At 57.9% G+C, this 21726-nt stretch carries 19 protein-coding genes and 1 riboswitch; of the genes, 18 read left to right on the forward strand and 1 reads right to left on the reverse strand.

Annotated features, from left to right (window positions below; translation table 11 throughout):
• The first annotated feature begins 315 nt into the window (after window positions 1-315).
• The 4 genes from C3938_RS11385 to C3938_RS11400 all read left to right on the forward strand — a co-directional run bounded on the left by C3938_RS11385 (window position 316) and on the right by C3938_RS11400 (window position 5344).
• Window positions 316-1089, forward strand: a complete 774-nt coding sequence (locus tag C3938_RS11385; RefSeq protein ID WP_233998845.1) for a TetR/AcrR family transcriptional regulator — start codon at window positions 316-318, stop codon at window positions 1087-1089.
• Window positions 1090-1227: 138 nt separating this feature from the next.
• Window positions 1228-2526, forward strand: coding sequence for a guanine deaminase (guaD, locus tag C3938_RS11390; RefSeq protein ID WP_105103430.1), 1299 nt, complete (start codon window positions 1228-1230; stop codon window positions 2524-2526).
• Window positions 2527-3064: 538 nt separating this feature from the next.
• On the forward strand, window positions 3065-4375 hold the full coding sequence (locus tag C3938_RS11395) for an NCS2 family permease (RefSeq protein ID WP_105103431.1): 1311 nt from the start codon (window positions 3065-3067) through the stop codon (window positions 4373-4375).
• Window positions 4376-4573: 198 nt separating this feature from the next.
• On the forward strand, window positions 4574-5344 hold the full coding sequence (locus C3938_RS11400) for an outer membrane protein OmpK (RefSeq protein ID WP_199775587.1): 771 nt from the start codon (window positions 4574-4576) through the stop codon (window positions 5342-5344).
• A 318-nt stretch (window positions 5345-5662) separates the two neighbouring features.
• Here the strand turns inward: C3938_RS11400 and uraD are convergent, their stop codons facing one another.
• A complete protein-coding gene (uraD, locus tag C3938_RS11405) occupies window positions 5663-6199 on the reverse strand; it encodes a 2-oxo-4-hydroxy-4-carboxy-5-ureidoimidazoline decarboxylase (RefSeq protein ID WP_105103432.1) in 537 nt (178 codons plus the stop codon).
• A 198-nt stretch (window positions 6200-6397) separates the two neighbouring features.
• Here uraD and uraH point away from each other — a divergent pair, with 198 nt between their 5' ends.
• The 14 genes from uraH (at window position 6398) to moaB (ending at window position 21721) form a co-directional block, all read left to right on the forward strand.
• On the forward strand, window positions 6398-6751 hold the full coding sequence (gene uraH, locus C3938_RS11410) for a hydroxyisourate hydrolase (protein ID WP_105103433.1): 354 nt from the start codon (window positions 6398-6400) through the stop codon (window positions 6749-6751).
• Between the two features lie 149 nt (window positions 6752-6900).
• Complete coding sequence (locus C3938_RS11415) at window positions 6901-8274, forward strand: urate hydroxylase PuuD (RefSeq protein WP_105103434.1); 1374 nt, start codon at window positions 6901-6903, stop codon at window positions 8272-8274.
• A 229-nt stretch (window positions 8275-8503) separates the two neighbouring features.
• Window positions 8504-9229, forward strand: a complete 726-nt coding sequence (locus tag C3938_RS11420; protein ID WP_105103435.1) for a GntR family transcriptional regulator — start codon at window positions 8504-8506, stop codon at window positions 9227-9229.
• A gap of 279 nt (window positions 9230-9508) precedes the next feature.
• A complete protein-coding gene (puuE, locus tag C3938_RS11425; RefSeq protein WP_105103436.1) occupies window positions 9509-10510 on the forward strand; it encodes an allantoinase PuuE in 1002 nt (333 codons plus the stop codon).
• Window positions 10507-11358, forward strand: coding sequence for a bifunctional allantoicase/(S)-ureidoglycine aminohydrolase (locus tag C3938_RS11430; RefSeq protein WP_105103437.1), 852 nt, complete (start codon window positions 10507-10509; stop codon window positions 11356-11358). Before puuE ends, C3938_RS11430 begins: the two co-directional genes overlap by 4 nt.
• A gap of 62 nt (window positions 11359-11420) precedes the next feature.
• Window positions 11421-11945 (forward strand): ureidoglycolate lyase, encoded by a 525-nt coding sequence (locus tag C3938_RS11435; RefSeq protein ID WP_105104483.1) that lies wholly within the window; start codon window positions 11421-11423, stop codon window positions 11943-11945.
• A 98-nt stretch (window positions 11946-12043) separates the two neighbouring features.
• Window positions 12044-13819, forward strand: coding sequence for a glyoxylate carboligase (gcl, locus tag C3938_RS11440; protein WP_105103438.1), 1776 nt, complete (start codon window positions 12044-12046; stop codon window positions 13817-13819).
• 15 nt (window positions 13820-13834) lie between these two features.
• On the forward strand, window positions 13835-14614 hold the full coding sequence (hyi, locus tag C3938_RS11445) for a hydroxypyruvate isomerase (protein ID WP_105103439.1): 780 nt from the start codon (window positions 13835-13837) through the stop codon (window positions 14612-14614).
• 39 nt (window positions 14615-14653) lie between these two features.
• Window positions 14654-15541 (forward strand): 2-hydroxy-3-oxopropionate reductase, encoded by an 888-nt coding sequence (locus C3938_RS11450; protein WP_105103440.1) that lies wholly within the window; start codon window positions 14654-14656, stop codon window positions 15539-15541.
• 463 nt (window positions 15542-16004) lie between these two features.
• Complete coding sequence (locus C3938_RS11455; protein WP_105103441.1) at window positions 16005-17315, forward strand: glycerate kinase type-2 family protein; 1311 nt, start codon at window positions 16005-16007, stop codon at window positions 17313-17315.
• Window positions 17316-17530: 215 nt separating this feature from the next.
• Window positions 17531-19009: a pyruvate kinase gene (pyk, locus tag C3938_RS11460; RefSeq protein WP_105103442.1), complete on the forward strand. Its 1479-nt coding sequence runs from the start codon at window positions 17531-17533 to the stop codon at window positions 19007-19009.
• A gap of 132 nt (window positions 19010-19141) precedes the next feature.
• Window positions 19142-19867 carry a GntR family transcriptional regulator gene (locus tag C3938_RS11465; protein ID WP_105103443.1) on the forward strand — a complete coding sequence of 242 codons (726 nt, stop codon included), beginning with the start codon at window positions 19142-19144 and terminating at the stop codon, window positions 19865-19867.
• A riboswitch (molybdenum cofactor riboswitch) is annotated at window positions 19864-20002 on the forward strand. It overlaps the preceding gene by 4 nt.
• On the forward strand, window positions 19987-20970 hold the full coding sequence (gene moaA, locus C3938_RS11470; RefSeq protein ID WP_199775588.1) for a GTP 3',8-cyclase MoaA: 984 nt from the start codon (window positions 19987-19989) through the stop codon (window positions 20968-20970). (Overlaps the previous riboswitch by 16 nt.)
• Window positions 20971-21205: 235 nt before the next feature.
• On the forward strand, window positions 21206-21721 hold the full coding sequence (gene moaB / locus C3938_RS11475; RefSeq protein ID WP_105103444.1) for a molybdenum cofactor biosynthesis protein B: 516 nt from the start codon (window positions 21206-21208) through the stop codon (window positions 21719-21721).
• Window positions 21722-21726 lie beyond the last annotated feature (5 nt).

A 21726-nucleotide genomic window follows, 5' to 3' on the forward strand; every position in this document is an offset into this window, starting at 1 on the left:
AATAACCTGGCGAGCCTTTGTTTTACATTTTCTTGACCAAATGGACAAGTAAAAAATTTGATCAAATAGTCTGATTTGAAGGTTGTGTGGCCGTATGCGCCGTAAAAGCTGACCATTTGGTTTGAAAATAAATTGCGACCGAGCTCGCCGTTTCGGTCCCGGTACAGGTTCTTGGAGAGGGGTGGGATGACCGGTTGGGGGAGGGGGGAAAGTGTGGGCCGGTATGCCGGGGGCATCGGTCTGCGCTTTTTTGCCTGCGCCGGGCAGTTAAGCTATTGTCGGTCGCCTGTAAAAAACAATCACAAACTTGCCGCTATGCCCCGTCCCAAAAACTCGCCACTGAGCTCTTCGCACAACGCTGAAGAAATCGAACTTGCCCGCGCACTGGATATGGACGTTGAAGGTGCCGGCAGGCCCGGCCGCAAAAAGCGCCCGGGTAAAATCCGCACGCGCAACCGCGAGCGGATCCTGATGGCGGCAGAGGAAGAGTTTGCCCTGAACGGTTTCCGCGGTACCACCATCCAGCGTATAGCCGAGCGCGCCGAGCTGCCGAAATCCAATGTGCTGTATTACTTCAGCAATAAGGAGCGCCTGTACACCGCCTTGTTTGACACGATTACCGGGCGTTGGAATGCCATGCTGGAGTCCATCAAACCGGAAGACGACCCGGCGATGACACTGGCGCGCTTTATCAAGGCCAAAGTGGAGATGTCCCGCACCCACCCCCTGGCTTCACGCCTGTTCGCCATGGAGGTGATCCAGGGGGCGCCGGTGCTGAAAGAGCATCTGCGCACCAATATGCGCGACTGGGTACGCGACCGCTCACGGGTGATGCAGCAGTGGGTCGACGAGGGGCGCATGGCGCCCGTGGACCCGGTGCAGCTGATCCTGTTGATCTGGTCCTCCACCCAGCACTATGCGGATTTCCAGACCCAGATTCTGGTGATCGAGAATAAAGCGGAGTACACCCGCGAGGACTTCGATCACGCGGCGAAATTCCTGATCGAGGTAATTCTGCGGGGCTGTGGGCTGAACGTGCCTCCGTTTGAGTCGGTGGAGGTGGACCTGGATTTCGATGCCGAGGGATGAAAGGCGAGACAGGCTATTTTTCTGACCATTTGATCAGGTTTTTGTTGACGTCGGTCCACTCACTGGTTTAATTTTTTGCTGCCCGCGGAGGGGAGAGACCGCGGGCCACAATAAAATTATGTCCAGATGAGAGTTACCATGTCCCAACGCAAAGCCTACCGATCCGCCATTCTCCACAGCATCGCCGATCCCCGTGATGTCGGAATCGAGGCTTCTTACGCATATTTTGAAGACGGCCTGCTGGTGGTCGAAGACGGCAAAGTGCTCGACGTCGGGCACGCGGATACGCTGCTTGGCAAGTTCTCCGATGCGGATCTGACGACCTACTCCGACACCCTGATTACCGCCGGCTTTATCGATACCCATATCCACTATCCACAGCTGGACATCATCGGCGCCTACGGCGAACAGCTGCTGGAGTGGCTGGAGACGTATACCTTCCCGGCGGAGCGCAAATTCGAAGATCCCGAGCATGCCACCCGGCTTGCCCAGGTCTTTCTGGAAGAACTGCTGCGCAACGGTACCACCACCGCGCTGGTGTTCGGCACTGTGCACAAACAGTCCATTGACGCCTTTTTCAGTGAGGCGCAAAAGCTTGATCTGCGCATGATCGCCGGCAAGGTAATGATGGATCGCAATGCGCCGGAATACCTGCGCGATACCCCGGAGTCCGCCTACGCCGACAGCAAGGAGCTGATCGAGCGCTGGCACGGCAAGGGCCGTCTGCACTATGCCGTTACCCCGCGCTTCGCGCCTACGAGTACCCCCGAGCAGCTGGCCCTGGCGGGCCAGCTATTTCAGGAATATCCGGGTCTTTATATGCACACCCATATCTCCGAGAACAAACAGGAGATTGAGTGGGTACGGGGGCTCTTCCCTGAACGCAGTGGCTATCTCGATGTGTACGACCACCACGGCCTGATCGGTGAGCGCGCGGTGTTCGCCCACGGCGTTCACTTGTGCGATGACGAGTGTCAGCGTTTGGGTGAGACCGGTTCAGCGGTGGCGTTCTGCCCCACCTCCAACCTGTTTCTCGGCAGCGGTCTGCTCAATCTCGACAAGCTCGAAGAGTGCGGTGTGCGCGTGGGCCTCGGTACCGATGTGGGGGCCGGAACCAGCTTCTCGCAACTGCAGAGCCTGAACGAGGCCTATAAGGTAATGCAGCTGCAGGGCAAAAAACTCGACCCGTTCCGGGCGTTGTATCTGGCTACGCTCGGCGGTGCCCGCTCGCTGTACCTGGATGATCGGATCGGTAATCTGCAGCCGGGCAAGGACGCGGATTTCGTCGTACTTGATTACAATGCCACGCCGCTGATCAGCCGTCGTATGGCGCAGGCGACCACGCTTGCGGAGCGGCTTTTCGCACTGATGATCCTGGGTGATGACCGCGCGGTGAAGGAAACCTATGCCGCGGGCGTGTGCCGCCATCGCAAGTAGTATTTGTCACGCTTTTGTTTTGTTGTTCTTTGATCAATTTTCGGGGCTCTGAGGCCCCTTTTTTGTGCTTTGGATTTGGCGTCATATCTGTCGGGACATGTGTCGATTGCGATGACACCCGTTTGATATTCCTGTGCGCAGATTTTTCGGGCGTCTCGGAAGTTTCGTGACGATGGCCGGGTTGGCTGAAAATCGTACAGCGTGAAATGATGTAGTCATCCTTGTTTTCCTGTGAACACCGCAACTTATATTTCGCTTAATCCCCATAATTAATAGATGAATCCCGGCCCTGTTTGCACGATGTACTATTTTTTAAATTATTGTTGCAATTATTGTATACAGGAATAGGATGGGTTCAGGCCTTACTTCTTGACCTTTTAGTCGAATTAATGAGGGGGACAGGCGCAGGAAAGGCGGGCCAGGCCATCACCTACCTGAGACAGATGTGCGCTCTCTGGTACCAACAACAATAATGAGAGGACCACTTGTGGAAACGCTAAAGCAGGACCAGCATGTACTCCGTCCGTCGGAGCCTTCAATGAGCTCAGAGAGCGCCGGTATTCTCGACCGGATTTTTAAACTCAACGAACATCAGACCACAGTAAAGACCGAGCTCATCGCGGGCCTCACCACGTTCTTTACCATGGCCTATGTGATTTTCGTAAACCCCAACGTCATGGCCGCGGCTGGCATGGATCATGGGGCAGCGTTTGTCGCCACCTGTATAGGCGCCGCGTTGGCCTGTTTCCTCATGGGACTGTATGCCAACTGGCCTGTAGGGTTGGCGCCGGGTATGGGGCTCAACGCCTTCTTCACCTACACCGTGGTAGGGGAGATGGGCTACAGCTGGGAAGTGGCGCTGGGCGCGGTCTTCCTTTCCGGTGTCCTGTTCATGATCATGAGCCTGTCGCGGATTCGGGAGTGGTTGCTGAACAGTATCCCCATGAGTCTGCGCTTTGCCATGGGGGCTGGAGTCGGTCTTTTCCTCGGTCTGATCGGTCTCAAGACCGCGGGCATTGTGGTGGATAACCCGGCTACTTTGCTTTCCATGGGCAGCTTCAGCAATCCGTCCGCGCTGCTGGCGGCGATCTGTTTCCTGCTGATTGCCATTCTGAGTTATCGCAAAATGTTTGGCGCCATCCTGTTCAGCATGCTGGCGGTGACCGCCGTTGGCTGGGCCTTTGGCCTGGTGGAATATCAGGGGCTGGTTTCCGCACCGCCGAGCCTGGCATCAACCTGGCTGGCAATGGATGTCAAAGGTGCGTTGAACGTGGGCATGATCAGCGTAATCCTCGCCTTCCTGTTCGTGAACATGTTCGACACCGCCGGTACCCTGATGGGTGTCGCTCACCGCGCGCATCTGGTGGATGATGATGGCCGGATCAAAAACCTTTCCCGCGCACTGAAAGCGGATTCCACTTCCAGTGTCATGGGCGCGTTTCTCGGCTGCCCGCCGGTCACCAGTTACGTGGAAAGCGCGTCCGGTGTCGCCGCGGGTGGACGTACCGGTCTCACCGCGGTGACGGTGGGGGTGCTTTTCCTGCTGGCCATGTTCCTGGCACCCCTGGCCGGTATGATTCCCGCCTATGCGACCGCCGGTGCGTTGATCTACGTGGCGATGTTGATGATGGGCGGTATGGCGCACATCAACTGGAAGGATCACACCGATACCATCCCCGCCATCGTGACCGTGGTGATGATGCCGCTGACGTTTTCCATTGCCAACGGTATCGCGCTGGGTTTTCTGACTTACACCGCTATGAAGTTGTTCACCGGCCAACACGACAAAATTTCAGTCAGCCTGTATGTGCTGAGCGCAATTTTTATTGCCAAGTTCGCATTCCTGTAAAGCGTTTCTTCCGAATCGAATCCATTTGAACGGACTCACCGTCGGGACGGACATCCCGGACCGGTGAGCGCTGCCTGCGAGTTGAGAATCAAGGGCCGTTAAGAGCCTGAAATGTGTTGTTGGAAGTTTGCAGTCGACGACGTTTTTTAAATGCGCGCCGCGAGCGCGCGAAATAAAAATAACCTGAGAGACTGAGTTGTGAAATCAATCAAAAATATCCTGACCAAGGCCATTGTGGCCTCCGCGTTTACCGCGGCTATCGTACCTGCCGCACACGCCGAACGCTTTTTCGGTACATCCACTCTGTCCCTGTTACACAGTGGCCAGTACGAAACCTTTGGTGGCGTTCAGGAAGATGCAACCGTATTTACCTTTGAAAACATCGCCGCGAATAACTGGGGCGACAGTTTTTTCTTTATCGACCGCTATCAGGTGGAGGATGAGGACGCTGGAGTGAATGACCTTTATGGTGAGTTTGCCCCACGTGTAAGCCTGAGCTGGCTCACTGGCAGTGAGCTGACGTTTGGCCCGGTCAAAGACGTCTTGCTGGCGGGAACATACGAATTTGGCGGTGGTGCCGATGCGGACAATTACCTGGCGGGTGTTGGTGTAAGCTGGGATCTTCCGGGGCTGCAGTACTTCAATACCAACGTCTACTACGTAGACAACAATACTGCCTTTGACGATCCCAACGACTGGCAGATGACCGTCACCTGGGGCGCGCCGTTTGAGATCGGCTCGGCCAAATTCCTGTTTGACGGATTTGCGGATTACTCCTCCGGTGTGAGCGGTGCCCAGGCCGCGGAAACCCACATCAATCCACAGCTGACTCTGGATGTGGGCAGTCTTACCGACAGACCTGGGGTGATGTACGCGGGTATCGAGTATTCCTACTGGCGCAACAAGTTTGGCAGCCGCGCGATTGATACTGAAAATGCCGTGAGTGCGTTGGTGAAGTTTTACTTCTAACGTCTGAGTTCACGCGATAACAAATGCCCGGACAGTGATGCCCGGGCATTTTTTTGGTTTGGTGGTATGTATATTCGTTATGTTGTGGCGACCAGGCACTGGGTATCGGTTTTCAAAACCGCTGTGACCCCCCGTAAACGGGGCCGGCCGCCAAACAAGGATTGGCGTCGTTCGGCTGCGCGAAGCAGTGCTTCGCCAGCACTTGCCTCACCCCTGGGCGCTGTGTCGCAAAGTACCAGGCCGCTTCAACGCGGCGCCTTCGGCCCGGTTTGCGCCGCTTTTGAAAACCGATCCCCAGTACCTGTCCTTAACTTCTGACTATTGTGCTCTGTCCACGAGGCGTAGCCGCGCAATCTTGTTGATTTGCTCGATTGCGGTTCTGCGCTCTTCTTCAATGCTGTTTTTCAGGCGTACTTCGAAGGCATCGAGGATGAGGAAACGGTTGCTGCCTTTTACTGCCATGATGAAGGGGAACTGGAAGCGGTCTTTGTAGGCGTTATTCAGTGTCTCAAACTTCGCCAGCTCCTCTGGCGTGCACTGGTCGAGCCCTACACCTGCCTGTTCCTTGGTGGAGTCGTCGGTCAGTTCCCCTGCCAACGCCGCCTTGCCTGCCAAATCCGGGTGAGCGCAGATCACGCCCATCTGCTCTTCCTCGCTCGCCCCCCATAGCTCCTGCGCCATCGCCTCTGCCAGTACCAGTGGATCGGAATGGTCTTCTGACAGTCCTCTGTCCCACGCTCTCTGTGCAATCCACGGGGAGTGTTCGTAGATATCCCCAAACCGTGCAACAAAATCCTCACGACTCTGAGTGGCCGGCGCTGGTGCCAGGCGGTTTGTTGCTGTCGTCTCTGTCATTGTTTTCTCTCCCGGTCTTTTATTTGTATCGCTAGCTTAATGTATTCATTTGCAAATTCAAATTGTATACACAAAGTGTTTGAATATGTATCCATGTTTGGTGTAAAAATAAATCCACAACAAGCAGAGGTCCCCGGAATCCTCTGGAAACCGAGTGCCGAAAGAATCTGAGAGAACAGAAGAACACAGGAGAAAACGATGGGACGCCTGACAACCCACGTACTGGACACCGCCCGCGGCTTGCCGGGGCAGGGGATCCGTGTCGAGGTCTACCGCCTCGCCGGTGGCAACCGCACCTGGTTGAAAGAAGTGGTCACCAACGACGACGGCCGCTGCGACGGCCCGATTCTGGAAGGGGAGGAGTTTCTGGTGGGTGAATACGAACTCGTATTCCACGCCGGCGAATACCTGCGCCGCCAGGGCAATCGCAACGGCGAGCCGCGTTTTCTGGATGTGATTCCGCTGCGTTTTGGGGTTTCCGATTCTTCCCAGCACTTTCACGTGCCGTTGCTGGTATCCCCATACAGCTATTCCACCTATCGGGGGAGTTAAACGAACAATAGCTAACATCTGAGGCTGTTCGGAGTCAGGTCTCAGATGTGAAGGGAGGGGACCCGCTGATACGGAGAAAGGTGGGCCCGCGAAGTGGGGAAATAGTTTTTCCCGCTTTGGAAAACAATAAGCGAGAAAGAGAACGGGCTATGGAAACTTTTATCCTGGAATTTGCAAACTTTATGTTGCGTTGGCTGCATGTGATTGCCGCCATCGCCTGGATTGGCGAATCGATTTATTTCGTCATGCTCGACAACGGGCTTAAGAAACCGGAAAACGAAGCCTGCCGTAAAAAAGGCGTCTTCGGCGAAATGTGGGCCGTGCACGGCGGTGGTTTCTATCACAACCAGAAATACGCAACCAGCCCGGAAAAACTCCCCGACGACCTCCACTGGTCCTTCTGGAAATCCTACACCACCTGGCTCTCCGGCTTCGCCCTGTTCATATTGCTCTATATGACCAACCCGGCCTTCTATCTCATCAACACCCAGAGCGACTGGGCCTGGGCCGCAGGTCTCAATGGCTGGCAGGCCAACGCCGTAGCCGTCGGTTTCCTGCTCTCCGGCTGGGTCATCTACAACGAACTGTGTAAACGCATCAGCCCTAACATGGAGCGGGACGGCATACTGAGCATCGCCGTAGGCATACTCATGATCGCCGTAGCCTATGTCAGTACCCAACTCTTCGCCGGTCGCGCCGCCTTCCTGATGACCGGTGCCGTAATGGCCACCGCCATGTCCGCTAACGTCTTCTTCTGGATCATTCCCGGCCAGCGCCGTATGGTCAATGCAATGAAAGAAGGCAAAGCGCCCAACCCGCTTGACGGCAAGCGCGGCAAGCAGCGCTCTGTACACAACACCTATTTCACACTGCCCGTGGTGCTGCTCATGATCAGCAATCACTACGCATTCACATATACCCACGAACACGCCTGGGTCATCATGACCTTGTTCATCTTTGCCGGTGCACTGATTCGGCAGTTCTTCGTACTGATGCATTCCGGCCAGATCAAACCGGGTTACCCCGCCACGGGGGCCGCGTTGATCCTGCTTGCCTTCTGGATAGTCTCTCCGCAGGCCGCACCGACTCCGCAGGCAGCACCGAATCCAAAAGTGCCTGTCGCTCAAGTAGAAGGCACGGAGCGGGCTGAAGAAAAGGCGGAGGTTGAACTTGAAACTGTGAACGAGGCGCGTACCGCCGAAGTACAGGGAGAAACAGCCGACGTGAAACCTGCGCAGGCGCAAGCTCCCGAAGCAGCGGCCGCCGACGAAACGGCAGCTTCTCGGGGAGGGGAGCTGTATGCCGTGGTCGAGCGCCGCTGCGCATCCTGTCATTCCCAGAGCCCAAGTCAGCCGGGATTCGCCGCACCACCTGCCGGCTTCGCTTTCGACAGCCGCACACAGATCGAACAGACCAAAGCCAAGATCCAGGCGGCCGTTGCCAGCGGCTATATGCCACTGGGTAATATGACCGGAATGACCGACGAAGAGCGCGCACTGATTGCGGCCTGGTCTGCGGAATAGTTACTACCGGGGTGGAAGGCAGGGATGCCCCTCTCCCGGGACCGTATGAGGCATGGATGCCGGTTACGAGCGTACAGGGACGTATTCACAGCGAGTCTCGGGAGGGCGGATTCTTCCCTCCTTCAACGATTCTTACATCGATTGGTTTCCAGCCCCCTAGTTTGTATACAATAGCCGGCTTTCAACGCCACTATTGGCAGCACAGCCGTCATACAGGAACCCAAGGGGAATGGCCCAGACCACCGCGGATCCCGCACCCACCAAACGCAAGCGTCAGGAAGGCACCGAGCGCGAGGATGCGATCTATCAGTCCATCAGCGATGCCATCGTCGAGCACCGACTCAAGCCCGGTGCCCGCCTGCGTGAAGACGCTCTGTCGGAGGTTTTCGGGGTCAGTCGCACCGGTATCCGCAAAGTGCTGCAGCGCCTGGCCATGGAGCAGCTGGTCACGATCGCCCCCCGTCGCGGTGCCAGTGTTTCCCGTCCCTCCGCGGATGAAGCCCGCGAAGTGTTCGCCGCGCGGCAGATGGTCGAATGCGGTCTGATGCCTGAGGTTGCAAGCCGCCTCAGCAGGAGCGACGCCGCCGAGCTGCGCGAGCTTGCGCAGCGGGAGGTGCAGGCATTGCGTGACGGTAACAACAGCCTTGCTATCCGCACTTCGTCTGAATTCCACGAGCGTCTGGCGCACATGTCCGGTAACAAAACCCTTGCCGAATTCGTCGGTCGTCTCTGCTCCCGCTCCTCACTGATTCTTGCGGTGTACGGCAACGCCTCCAGTGAAAATGTGGGCTGTGAATCTCACGACCACGACGAACTGGTGCGCCTGTTGACGGCGGGAGACGGCGAGGGCGCCTCTGCATTCATGCTGGCGCATCTGAAGGCGGTGGAAGGTTCGCTGTCCATTGTCGAAGGCGCCGCGGAAGTACCTGATCTGTACAGTATTTTTGGTAGCTGACACCACTCTTTCGGCCTGAATCTCTTTCGGGCCATCTCTCCTCTCTCCGATAACTACCTCCCGACTCTGCGGCTATCGCCGTAGCTACTCGCGCGCCCGCAAAAAAACTTCCCTTGCGTTCAATCTGGCGATTGCAAAACTGCTGAATACACTATATCGTTATCTTGTATACAAGAAATGTCGACCAAAAATGATCTTCAGGTGTACTTAATCGCCGGCCAGGTAAAGCCCGTCCGGTGAAGTTGCCAGTAGTAGTCAGCAACCCATAAGGAACAAAACTTGAGCGCACTGGATCTGGATCAATACCCCCGCGACCTCATTGGGTATGGCCGCGACGTGCCGCAGGCGAACTGGCCTGGAAAGGCGAAGGTCGCGCTGCAGTTCGTATTGAATTACGAAGAGGGTGGAGAAAACTGCGTATTGCACGGAGACAGCCACTCCGAGCGTTTTCTGTCAGAGATTGTTGGTGCGGAAGCCTATGCCGACCGGCATATGAGCATGGAGTCCATCTATGAATATGGCTCCCGTGCCGGTGTCTGGCGCATCCTGAACGAATTTGAAAAGCGCGGCCTGCCGCTCACCGTATTTGGCGTTGCCATGGCTCTCGAGCGTCACCCCGAAGTGGCGCACGCCTTCAGCGAACTCGGTCATGAAATCGCTTGCCACGGTCTGCGCTGGATTCACTACCAGAATATTCCGGAGAACATCGAACGCGAGCACATGCGCCGCGCCATCGAAATTTTTAAAACGCTCTACGGACACAAACCACAGGGCTGGTACACCGGACGCGACAGTCCTCATACCCGCCGCCTGTTGCTGGATGAGGGAAGCTTTCTCTACGACAGCGACAACTATGGCGACGACCTGCCGTTCTGGACCGAACACCGGGACAGCAATGACGAGAGCCGCATCCATCTCGTAGTGCCCTACACCCTGGACACCAACGATATGCGATTCGCCACGCCGCAGGGATTTAACACGGGCGAACATTTTTTTGACTATCTGCGCGACGCCTTTGATGTGTTGTACGCAGAGGGCGAAGACACGCCGAAAATGATGAGCGTCGGTCTGCACTGCCGGTTGATCGGCCGCCCCGGCCGCTTTCGCGCCCTGCAAAAATTTCTCGATTATATCGAGCAGCACGACCGGGTCTGGGTAACCCGCCGTGTCGATATCGCCCGCCACTGGGCGACGTACCACCCAGCACAGAAACTCCCCGCCCAGAGCGGGAATGGAAAACTGGTTTGTAGCCGTTTGGACACAGTACTGGAACAGCAATGAGCAACTCGAACTATCCAATGCATACCTATTACGCTCCCAAAGGTGGTCATCCACCGCAGACACAGCTGCTGTCTGATCGCGCCGTGTTTACCGAAGCCTATGCGGTCATTCCCAAAGGCGTAATGCGGGATATTGTCACCAGCTACCTGCCATTCTGGGAAAAAACCCGTCTGTGGGTTCTGTCCCGCCCGCTGTCTGGTTTCGCCGAAACGTTCTCCCAATACATCATGGAAGTGCAGTCCGGCGGCGGCAGCGAGCGGCCGGAATCCGATCCCAATGCCGAAGGCGTGCTGTTTGTCGTGGAAGGGGAGCTGACACTCACCCTGAATGGCCAGCGCTATCGTATGGAAGAGGGCGGCTACGCATTTATTCCGCCGGGCAGCGACTGGCAGGTACGCAACGAGTGTGCGTCCACACTGCGTTTTCACTGGATCCGGAAATATTACGAACGCGTCGATGGCATTGATGTGCCGGAAGCCTTCGTCACCAACGAAAAAGATATTCAGCCCATTGAAATGCCGGACACCGAAGGTTGCTGGGCCACCACACGCTTTGTCGATATCGAAGATATTCGCCACGACATGCACGTGAACATAGTCACTTTTCAACCCGGTGGTGTGATTCCATTTGCGGAAACCCACGTGATGGAGCACGGCCTCTACGTCCTCCAGGGCAAGGCCGCCTATCTGTTGAACAAAGACTGGGTGGAAGTGGAAGCTGGCGATTACATGTGGTTGCGTGCGTTCTGTCCCCAGGCGTGCTACGCCGGTGGCCCCGGTCCCTTCCGCTATCTGCTTTACAAAGACGTCAATCGTCAAATGAAGCTGGGCGGATTTGGCCAGCGCTGATTGCTATGCGCATACACGGAAGTGGCGCACCCAAATTCAAGTAAAAAATGGAGAGAACCACCATGCTCGAACTCAAGGCACAACCGCTCACGGCCGAAGCCTTTGCACCCTACGGTGATGTGATTGACAGCCGCACTGCGGATTCCTTTGCGATCAACGGCGGACGCGCGCAGCGCTATCACGACCTGGTGCAGATCGAAACCCTCGGTGAAGACGCCCGCCCACTGGTGAGCATCTTTATCAGTGAGCCGGTGGATCTGCCGCTGCAGCTGACGTACCTGGAGCGGCACCCGCTGGGCAGTCAGGCGTTCATTCCGATGCACGAAGAACGCTTTGTCATCGTGGTGGCGCCGAAGGGGGAGTCCATCGATCCAAAAGATGTGCGCGCATTCATTACCGACGGACGCCAGGGCGTGAATTACCGCGCGGGTCTGTGGCACGGCGTGCAATCGGTGATCGAGCGCAAAGGCGAGTTCGTGGTGGTGGATCGCGGTGGCAAAGGAAAAAACTGCGACGAGTACCCGATGGATATCCGGGTACATGTAGAAGATGTGGTCGTGGGCAAAGAGGCCATGGCGACCGCCTGATGAGAGAACGCCGGAAACCGGGAACAGAAACGGTGCCGGTGCGGGAAGCAAGAATAACCAAGCAATTTCTGAAGTGATGACTTCAGTGGGAGAAAACTATGGCTCGCATGACAGCTGCAGAAGCCGCGGTTCACGTGTTAAGAAAAGAGGGCATTGACGTTGCCTTCGGCGTGCCCGGTGCCGCGATCAACCCATTCTACGCCGCGCTGCGCAAAGTCGGCGGTATCGACCATACCCTGGCGCGACACGTGGAGGGCGCCTCGCATATGGCGGAGGGTTACACTCGTACCAAGGCCGGCAATATCGGTGTTTGTATCGGTACCTCTGGCCCCGCCGGTACCGACATGATTACCGGTCTTTACTCCGCCAGCGCGGATTCCATTCCGATCCTGTGCATCACCGGCCAGGCGCCGGTATCCAAACTGCACAAGGAAGATTTCCAGGCGGTGGATATCAAAGCCATTGCCGGTCCGGTCACCAAATGGGCGATCACCGTGATGGAGCCCGCCCAGGTGCCGCGCGCTTTCCAGCAGGCGTTCCACCTGATGCGCAGCGCGCGCCCGGGTCCGGTACTGATTGACCTGCCCATCGACGTGCAGATGACCGAAATCGAATTCGATCCGGATACCTACGAGCCGTTGCCCGTGTACAAGCCGGCCGCTACCCGCGCTCAGGTTGAAAAAGCACTGACCATGCTGAATGAGGCCGACAAGCCGCTGCTGGTTGCCGGTGGTGGTGTGATCAATGCGGACGCCAGCGATCTGCTCACCGAGTTTGCGGAAATCACCGGTGTACCGGTAATTCCCACCCTGATGGGCTGGGGCACTATCCCGGATGATCACCCGCTGATGGCGGGCATGGTGGGCCTGCAGACCTCCCACCGTTACGGCAATGCGACCATGCTGGCTTCTGACTTCGTAATGGGCATCGGCAACCGCTGGGCCAACCGCCACACTGGTAATGTTTCGACCTACACCGAAGGTCGCAAGTTCGTACACGTGGATATCGAGCCCACCCAGATCGGTCGTATTTTCGGCCCGGACTACGGCATTGTTTCCGATGCCAAGGCCGCGCTGGAATTGATGATTGAAGTAGCCAGCGAATGGAAAGCCGCCGGTCGTCTGAAAGACCGCGCGCAATGGGTTGACGAATGTCAGGAGCGTAAACGCACCCTGCTGCGCAAGACCCACTTCGACAACGTGCCGGTAAAACCCCAGCGCGTGTACGAGGAAATGAATAAGGTCTTCGGCAAAAACGCTCGCTACGTTTCCACCATCGGTCTGTCACAGATTGCGGGCGCCCAGTTCCTGCACGTGTACAAGCCGCGCCACTGGATCAACTGCGGCCAGGCTGGCCCGCTGGGCTGGACGGTTCCCGCAGCGCTCGGTGTAGCCAAGGCCGACCCGGAAGCGGAAATTGTCGCGCTGTCTGGTGACTACGACTTCCAGTTCATGGTGGAAGAACTCGCCGCCGGTGCCCAGTTCAACCTGCCGTACATCCACGTACTGGTGAACAACTCCTACCTGGGATTGATCCGTCAGGCCCAGCGCAATTTCGATATGGATTACTGCGTGCAGCTGGCGTTTGAAAACATCAACTGCCCGGAAATCGAAGGCTACGGTGTGGACCACGTTTCCGTAGTGGAAGGCCTCGGTTGTAAAGCGCTGCGTGTCACCCACCCGGACGATATTGCCCCGGCACTGGAAAAAGCCCGCGAACTGATGAAGCAGCACCGCGTACCGGTTGTGGTTGAGGTAATTCTCGAGCGCGTCACCAACATTTCCATGGGTGTGGATCTCGACGGTGTAAACGAGTTTGAAGCGCTGGCCGAAGGCGAGGGCGACGCGCCCACCTCTATCGCCGCACTGACTTAAGACAGGAGAAGCACAATGCCAAAATTTACTGCCAACCTGAGCATGCTGTTCACCGAGGTGGATTTCCTCGACCGATTCAAAGCCGCCGCTGATGCGGGCTTCAAGGGCGTGGAATACCTGTTCCCCTACGATTACAGCGTGCAGGAAATCAAACAGCGCCTGGACGACAACGGTCTGACCCAGGTGCTGCACAACCTCCCCGCCGGCGATTGGGCCGCGGGTGAGCGCGGCATCGCCTGTCACCCGGATCGTGTAAAGGAGTTCCGGGCGGGCGTTGCCAAAGCCATCGAGTACGCCACCGCGCTGGGCTGCAAACAGGTGAACTGTCTCGCGGGTATCTCGCCGGCGGGCGTGGGCAAGGAAGAGGCACGCCAGACTCTGATCGAGAACCTGCGCTTTGCCGCCGACAACCTGCAGGCTGCCGGCATTCTGCTGCTGGCGGAGCCCATCAACACCCGCGATATTCCCGGGTTTTTCCTGAATGGCACCGAGCAGGCGCTGGAAATTTTCGATGAGGTGGGCAGCAACAATCTGAAGTTGCAGTACGACATCTACCACATGCAGATCATGGAAGGTGATCTCGCGCCGACCATCGAAAAGCATCTGGAACATATTGCCCATGTTCAGCTCGCGGACAACCCTGGCCGTCACGAGCCGGGCACCGGGGAAATCAACTACCCCTTCCTGTTCCAGCACCTGGACAAGCTCGGTTATGAAGGTTGGATCGGGTGCGAGTACAAGCCGAAAACCACCACCACCGAAGGCCTGGGCTGGCTGGATGCGGCACACGGTTAAGCCGTAAACCAATAAATGTAAAAAATCCTGGAGAGAGAAATGAGCAAGATCGGATTTATCGGACTCGGCATCATGGGCCGCCCAATGGCGGGCCACCTGCTGGACGCAGGCCACGAGCTGTTCACCAATGATCGCGGGCGCGCGCTGGATGCCGCCCTGGCCGAAAAAGGCATGCAGGTTGTCGCCAGCCCGAAAGCCGTGGCGGAAAACTGCGAAATCATCATCACCATGGTACCGGACACTCCGGACGTGGAATCCGTCCTGTTTGGCGAAGACGGTGTCGTCGAAGGCCTGCAGCCCGGTGCCCTGGTGATCGACATGAGCTCCATCGCCCCGGTGCCGACACAGGCGTTCGCCAAGCGCATTGCCGCCGCCGGCGGCGAATACGTGGATGCGCCGGTATCCGGCGGTGAGGGTGGTGCTATCAATGCGGCGCTGACCATCATGGTGGGAGCTACCGAGGAAGGCTTCGTGCGCGCAAAGCCGATTCTCGAAATCATGGGTAAAACCATCACCCATATCGGCCCCCAGGGTTCCGGTCAGACCTGTAAAGTCGCCAACCAGATCATCGTCGCACTCACCATCGAAGCCGTCTCCGAAGGCCTTCTGTTTGCCTCCAGAGCCGGCGCCGATGTGGCCAAAGTACGCGAAGCCCTGCTGGGCGGCCTGGCCTCCTCCAAAATCCTGGAAGTGCACGGCGAGCGCATGATCAAACGCACCTTCGACCCCGGCTTCCGTATCCGACTGCACCAGAAGGACCTGAACCTGGCCCTGGAAAGTGCCCGCGCGTTCAACCTCAGCCTGCCGGGCACCGCCAATGCCCAGCAACTGTTCCAGGCCTGCGCCGCTAACGGCGGCGCCGACTGGGATCACTCCGGCATCGTGCGTGCGCTGGAGAAACTGGCGGATCACGAGATCGGTCAGTAACGACAGAATGTAAGTAAAGAACCCAGTGTGTTTCCGCTGGCGACGAAGAATCGCCGTCGCCAGCGGCTTTTTCCGGAACCCTTTTTGCATTGCTCATGTATGAGAGCGCAAAACAGACCGGATAAGGGAGGCGTGTCCACGGACTCCCCAGTAAGGCTCTTCTCCGTGAGTCAAGCTGTCGGACACGTTTCCCTTATCCGGTTTGAAAGTCAAATAACCTGAGACGGCACTACACTGTCGAAAGATTTATTCAGATGCGAAGTGCAGAAATTTGACGTGAAGGCGGAGTGCTGGGTGGAAGGTTTCGAAAGCGTCGGCGACAAGGATGTCGCCGACGCAGCGTACAGGGATGTATTCACAGCGGTTTCGAAACCTTCCACCCAGTGCTCAGCCGCTACCACGCCCGCTATTGATAGCTGGACTGTTTGGCGCGCCACAAATAACAAGAGTGAGGTCACTGTCGATGAACAAACTGCCCGAAATGAAGTCCCTCAACCGCCCCGCGGATTACATCGCCTGGCTGCGGGACCTGTCTGAAATCGCCATCGCCTCCGTACACCCGGACACATTGCTCCCCTCGCGCCTGCCCGAGCCCCCAACCGGCCGCACCATCGTCATCGGCGCAGGCAAGGCCGCCGCCGCCATGGCCGCCGCCCTGGAAAAAGCCTGGGCGAAGAAATACATGCGCGCCGAAATCGAAGGCCTCGTCGTCACACGCTACGAACACGGCGCCAGCTGCAAAAAAATTGAAGTCCTCGAAGCCTCTCATCCCATGCCCGACAACATGGGAGAAATCGCCGCGAAACGTATGCTCGCCGCCGTCAAAGACCTCGGTAAAAACGACCTCGTCATAGCCCTTATCTCAGGCGGCGGCTCTGCACTGATGACCCTGCCTGCCCCCGGACTGTCGCTGGAACAGAAACAGGCCATCAACAAGGCACTGCTGCGCTGCGGCGCTCCTATTCGCGAAATCAACACCGTGCGCCGACACCTGTCCGCCATCAAAGGTGGCCGTCTCGCCGCCGCCGCGCATCCCGCGCGCGTAGTCACCTACCTCATTTCCGATGTGCCCGGCGATGACCCGACGCTTATCGCCTCAGGTCCAACCCTGCCGGATGCCTCTACACCGGTGGATGCGCTGGAAATACTTGAACGCTATAACATCACCATTGATGACGCCGTTCGCACACACCTGCAAAGTGGCAAAAAGGCCCCCAAACTCGGCGACAGAGACTTTAGCCGCGACACCGCCCGGGTACTGGCCAAAGCCAGCGACGCGCTCAATGCCGCCAGTGATGCCGCCATCGCCGCGGGTATCGACGTGCGGGTACTGGGCGATAATCTCGAAGGTGAGGCGCGGGCGCTCGGTCGCGAACATGCGCAGCTTGCGCTTCGGGCACAGCGGGAAATCACCCATCCCTTGCTGATCCTGTCCGGTGGAGAAACCAGCGTTACCGTCACAGGAAATGGCCGCGGTGGACGCAATGTGGAATATCTGCTCGGATTGTTTACCGCGCTGGGCGGCGCTCAGGGGATATATGGTCTTGCGGTGGATACTGACGGCATCGACGGTTCCGAAGATAACGCAGGGGCACTGTTCTCCCCGGACGATTGGGCGAAGATGCAGGCGCAGTCCCTCAACCCGCGGGAATACCTGGCCAATAACGATGCCTATAGTTTCTTTGCAGAGCTCGAAAATCTGATTGTTACCGGCCCCACGCGCACCAACGTAAATGATTTTCGCGCCATCCTGATTTTGCCGGCGTCAAAATAGTACAAGGGCGTGCAGTTCTTTTTAGTGCGCGAGGCGGCACTGCTGCCGGTGATAACCTTGCGAGACCGAACTAGGCGCCCCCCGGAACCCATCCCTGGGGGCACTGCAAAAACATCCTGTTTTTGAAGGTCTCGCAAAGTTGTCCCCGGCATCAGCGCCTTCACGGCAAACTATGTAGTCTTGAATGACGCCAGATTGAATAAATAGAGGTCCCGATGAGCCAGAAACCCGCCAACCAACGCACGGCCAACCCCATCCGTCGCACCAAAATTGTCGCCACGCTTGGCCCCGCCAGCGACAAAGACGGCGTATTGGAAAAAATGCTCAAGGCCGGCGTGGATGTGGTGCGGCTCAATTTTTCCCACGGTACTGCCGACGATCACCGCCGTCGCCTGCAGCAGGTGCGGGAAATCGCCGATCGTCTGGGAAAAACCGTAGCCACACTCGGCGATCTGCAGGGGCCGAAAATCCGTATCGCGCGTTTTAAAGAAAGTGCCGTTTTCCTGCGGGAAGGCCAGCCGTTTGTGCTGGACATGAACCTGGATTCCAGCGGCGGCGACGAGACACGCGTCGGTTGCGATTACAAGCAGCTGATCGATGACGTTACCGCTGGCGACGTGTTGCTGCTGGATGATGGTCGTGTGGTGCTGGAAGTGAACACTGTTACCAGCACGGAAGTACATACCACCGTAGTGGTGGGAGGCCGACTCTCCAACAACAAAGGCATCAACAAACAGGGCGGTGGTCTTTCCGCCGCGGCGCTGACCGACAAAGACAAGGCCGACCTCAAGACCGCAATCGACATCGGTGTGGATTACCTGGCGGTATCTTTCCCGCGCTGCGCCGCGGATATGGAGGAAGCGCGCGCATTGCTCGGAGAGGCCGGCAAGCACATCGGCCTGGTGGCAAAAGTGGAGCGTGCCGAAGCCGTCGCCAATGACGATGTCCTGGACGACATTATCCGCGCGTCCGAAGCGGTGATGGTGGCCCGCGGCGACCTCGGCGTTGAAATTGGCGATGCCGCGCTGATTGGCGTCCAGAAGCGTATGATCAAACGCGCGCGGCAGTTGAACCGCGCCGTCATCACGGCCACACAGATGCTGGAAACCATGATCACCGCACCGCTGCCCACGCGCGCGGAGGTGTTTGATGTGGCCAACGCGGTACTGGATGGCACAGATGCGGTCATGCTTTCGGCGGAGACCGCCGCGGGGGACTTTCCGGTTGAGGCGGTGGAGGCCATGACCCGGCTTTGCCTCGGGGCCGAGCGCGAGCGCTCGGCGCAGGAGTCCGGACACCGGATGCACCAGGGTTTTACCCGGATTGACGAAACCATCTCCCTGTCTGCCATGTACGCGGCCAATCATCTCGAAGATGTTACCGCTATCGCCTGCATGACCCAGACCGGCTATACCCCCCTGATCGCCTCGCGCATCCGCTCCGGCCTGCCCATTGTCGGGCTCGCCCACGACCCCGTCGCCCAGCGCCGTATGGCCCTGTATCGGGGGGTGATCTCGGTGCTGTTTGTTCCCGGCGAAGGGGAGGGCGACCGGGAACTGAATCGGCGGGCGCTGGAAACACTGCGGGCCCGGGATATCGTCAAGGCGGGAGAGAAGGTGATCCTGATCCGCGGAGACCTGATGCAGTCCCACGGTGGTACCAATACTCTGAAGATCCTGGAAGTCGGGAATTGAGTACATTCCGCTAAACAGATCGTATACACTGGCTGGCGACATATAGAAAGATAATTTGGCTGCCATTTTGCATGAGTTCTGCCTGAGGACATCAGGCCCATGCAGATCAGGCACTACCAGCGGAAGAACAGCATGAGCAAGTCCTGGCGACAGGAGGTTCTGGAAGAGGTCAAAGCGGGCGGTCGCGTGACCGATCAGCAGATTGTGGACAAAATCCGCAAAGCGGTACTGACCCAGCGATTGCCGCCGAACACCCGCCTGCCGGAGGTTACCCTCGGGGAGATCTTTGGCGTGAGCCGTTCGATCATCCGCAAGGCGCTGACACGGCTGGATGCGGACCATGTGATCATCCAGTCGCCCAACCAGGTGGCGCGGGTGCGCGCGCCCTCCATTGAGGAGACCCGCGAGACCTTCGAGGCCCGCAGGTTGGTGGAAGGGGAAGTCTGTGCACTGCTGGCGGGCAAACTGACCACCGCTCAGCTCAGGACGATGGCGAAACTGGTGCAGGCGGAGATCGATGCCCACAAGGTCGGCGATGAGCCCGCGCGTATCGAGCAGTCCATCGCCATTCACCATATGGTGGCGGATCTGTCGCCGAATCGGGTGCTGGGCAATTTCCTTACGGATCTGGTGCTGCGCACCTCCATCGTGATCGCGCTGTACAAGAGAGAGGGGCTGGCCTCCTGTTACCTGAAGGGTGACCACACCCGCCTTCTGGAGTGCCTGAAATCCGGTGACGGAGAGGGTGCCAGGGACGCCATAGTTACGCACCTGAACAGCCTGGAAAACCTCATGGATCTGAGCACGAGAGACGCCAGCATCGACTTGATGTCTATTCTCGGGCAGAGAGTAAACTGATTTAACAACACCGAGCCAATAGCGCTAAGTCTCCGGATAGGTGCTACTGGCCGCGGACTGCACCGCAGCCCGCCAGGGTCGCCAGGGAAACCGAACGGCCTCCCGTATTTGGAAAGGTGATGAGACAGAACGAAATACTGGAAGACGGTCACGGCCGTCGCTTCTACTACCTGCGCCTGTCGGTAACAGACGTCTGCAACTTCCGTTGCGACTACTGCCTGCCCAATGGTTACCAGGCCACCCCGAAGTCGCCCGACCTGACTGTCGCCGAAGTCGCCACCGTCACACGCGCCTTCGCCCAGCTCGGCACCAGAAAAGTGCGCCTGAGCGGCGGCGAACCGTCCCTGCGCAAAGACCTGCCGGAACTTATCCTCAGCGCCAAAACCACCCCCGGCATCCGACGCGTCGCCGTCACCAGCAACGGGTACAAACTCCCCGGTGTCATCGACAGCTGGTTCCAGAGCGGCCTCGACCAGCTCAACATCAGTATCGACAGCCTCAACGACGCCGAATTCGCCCGCATCACCGGCCACGACTGCCTGCCCAAAATCCGATCCGGCATCGATCGCGCACTGGAATTGGGCATCCAAACCAAGGTAAACGCCGTCCTGCTCTCCGATGGTGCCCAGGCCCGCTTGCAGCAGTTCCTCACCTGGCTGCGAACCACCCCGGTCACCCTGCGCTTTATTGAACTCATGCAGACCGGCGACAACCGCGACTACTTCGCCAGCAACCACCTGCGTGGCAGTGATATCGAACAACAACTGATTCAGAACGGCTGGCAACTGCTGCCGAGAACACTCGACGCCGGCCCCGCCCGAGAATACGTTCACCCAGACTATGCCGGCCGCATCGGTCTCATCACCCCCTACAGCAAAGACTTCTGCACCACCTGCAACCGCCTGCGCGTCTCCGCCCAGGGAAAACTGCATCTCTGTCTGTTTTCCGACACCGGCCTCGACCTGCGCGAAACCATCCGCACTGGCGACGCCGACGCACTGGCAGAAAAGGTACGGGCACTGATCGGCAGCAAAGAAGTCAGCCACTACCTGCAGCAGGGAAATACGGGGGGAACCCAAAACCTCTCGATCATCGGCGGGTAGTTGTAAAAGCTAACGAAGTACCAAAATTTGAATTGAAGGTTGGGTGCCGGGGGCGGGTTTTCAGGATCGTCGCAAACAGGGCCGAAGGCGCCGCGCTGAAGCGGCCGGGTACTTTGCGACGAAGCTCCCAGGGATGGATTCGCAGGGGGGCGCCTAGCTCGGTCCTGAAAACCCGCCCCCGGTGCCGAACCGCCACGAAACCAAGAACAGAGCACCCAAGGCTACGGAGCACAAAATGTCTCACGCCCCAACAAACAAAAACCAGAAACTCAATATCGCCATCCTGACCGTGTCCGACACCAGAACCGAAGAAAACGACACCTCCGGACGATACCTCGTAGAAGCCCTGCAGGAAGACGGCCACACCCTCGCCGACAAAGCCATCGTCATCGACGACAAATACCTCCTGCGCGCCAAAGTCTCCGCCTGGATCGCCGACCCAGAGATTCACGTCATCATCTCCACCGGCGGCACCGGCTTCGCCGGCCGCGACTCCACCCCCGAAGCCATCGCCCCGTTACTCGACAAACACATCGACGGCTTCGGCGAAATGTTCCGCTCCATCAGCTATGAAGAAATCGGCTCCTCCACCATTCAATCCAGAGCCCTCGCCGGAATCGCCAATCGCACCCTTGTCGCCTGCCTCCCCGGCTCCACCGGCGCCTGCAGAACCGGCTGGACCAAATTACTGAGAGAGCAGCTCACCGCGTCGCATATGCCGTGTAACTTCGTCGGCTACCTCACAAAGTAATTCGC

The organism is Microbulbifer pacificus (assembly GCF_002959965.1).
GTDB classification, from domain to species: domain Bacteria; phylum Pseudomonadota; class Gammaproteobacteria; order Pseudomonadales; family Cellvibrionaceae; genus Microbulbifer; species Microbulbifer pacificus_A.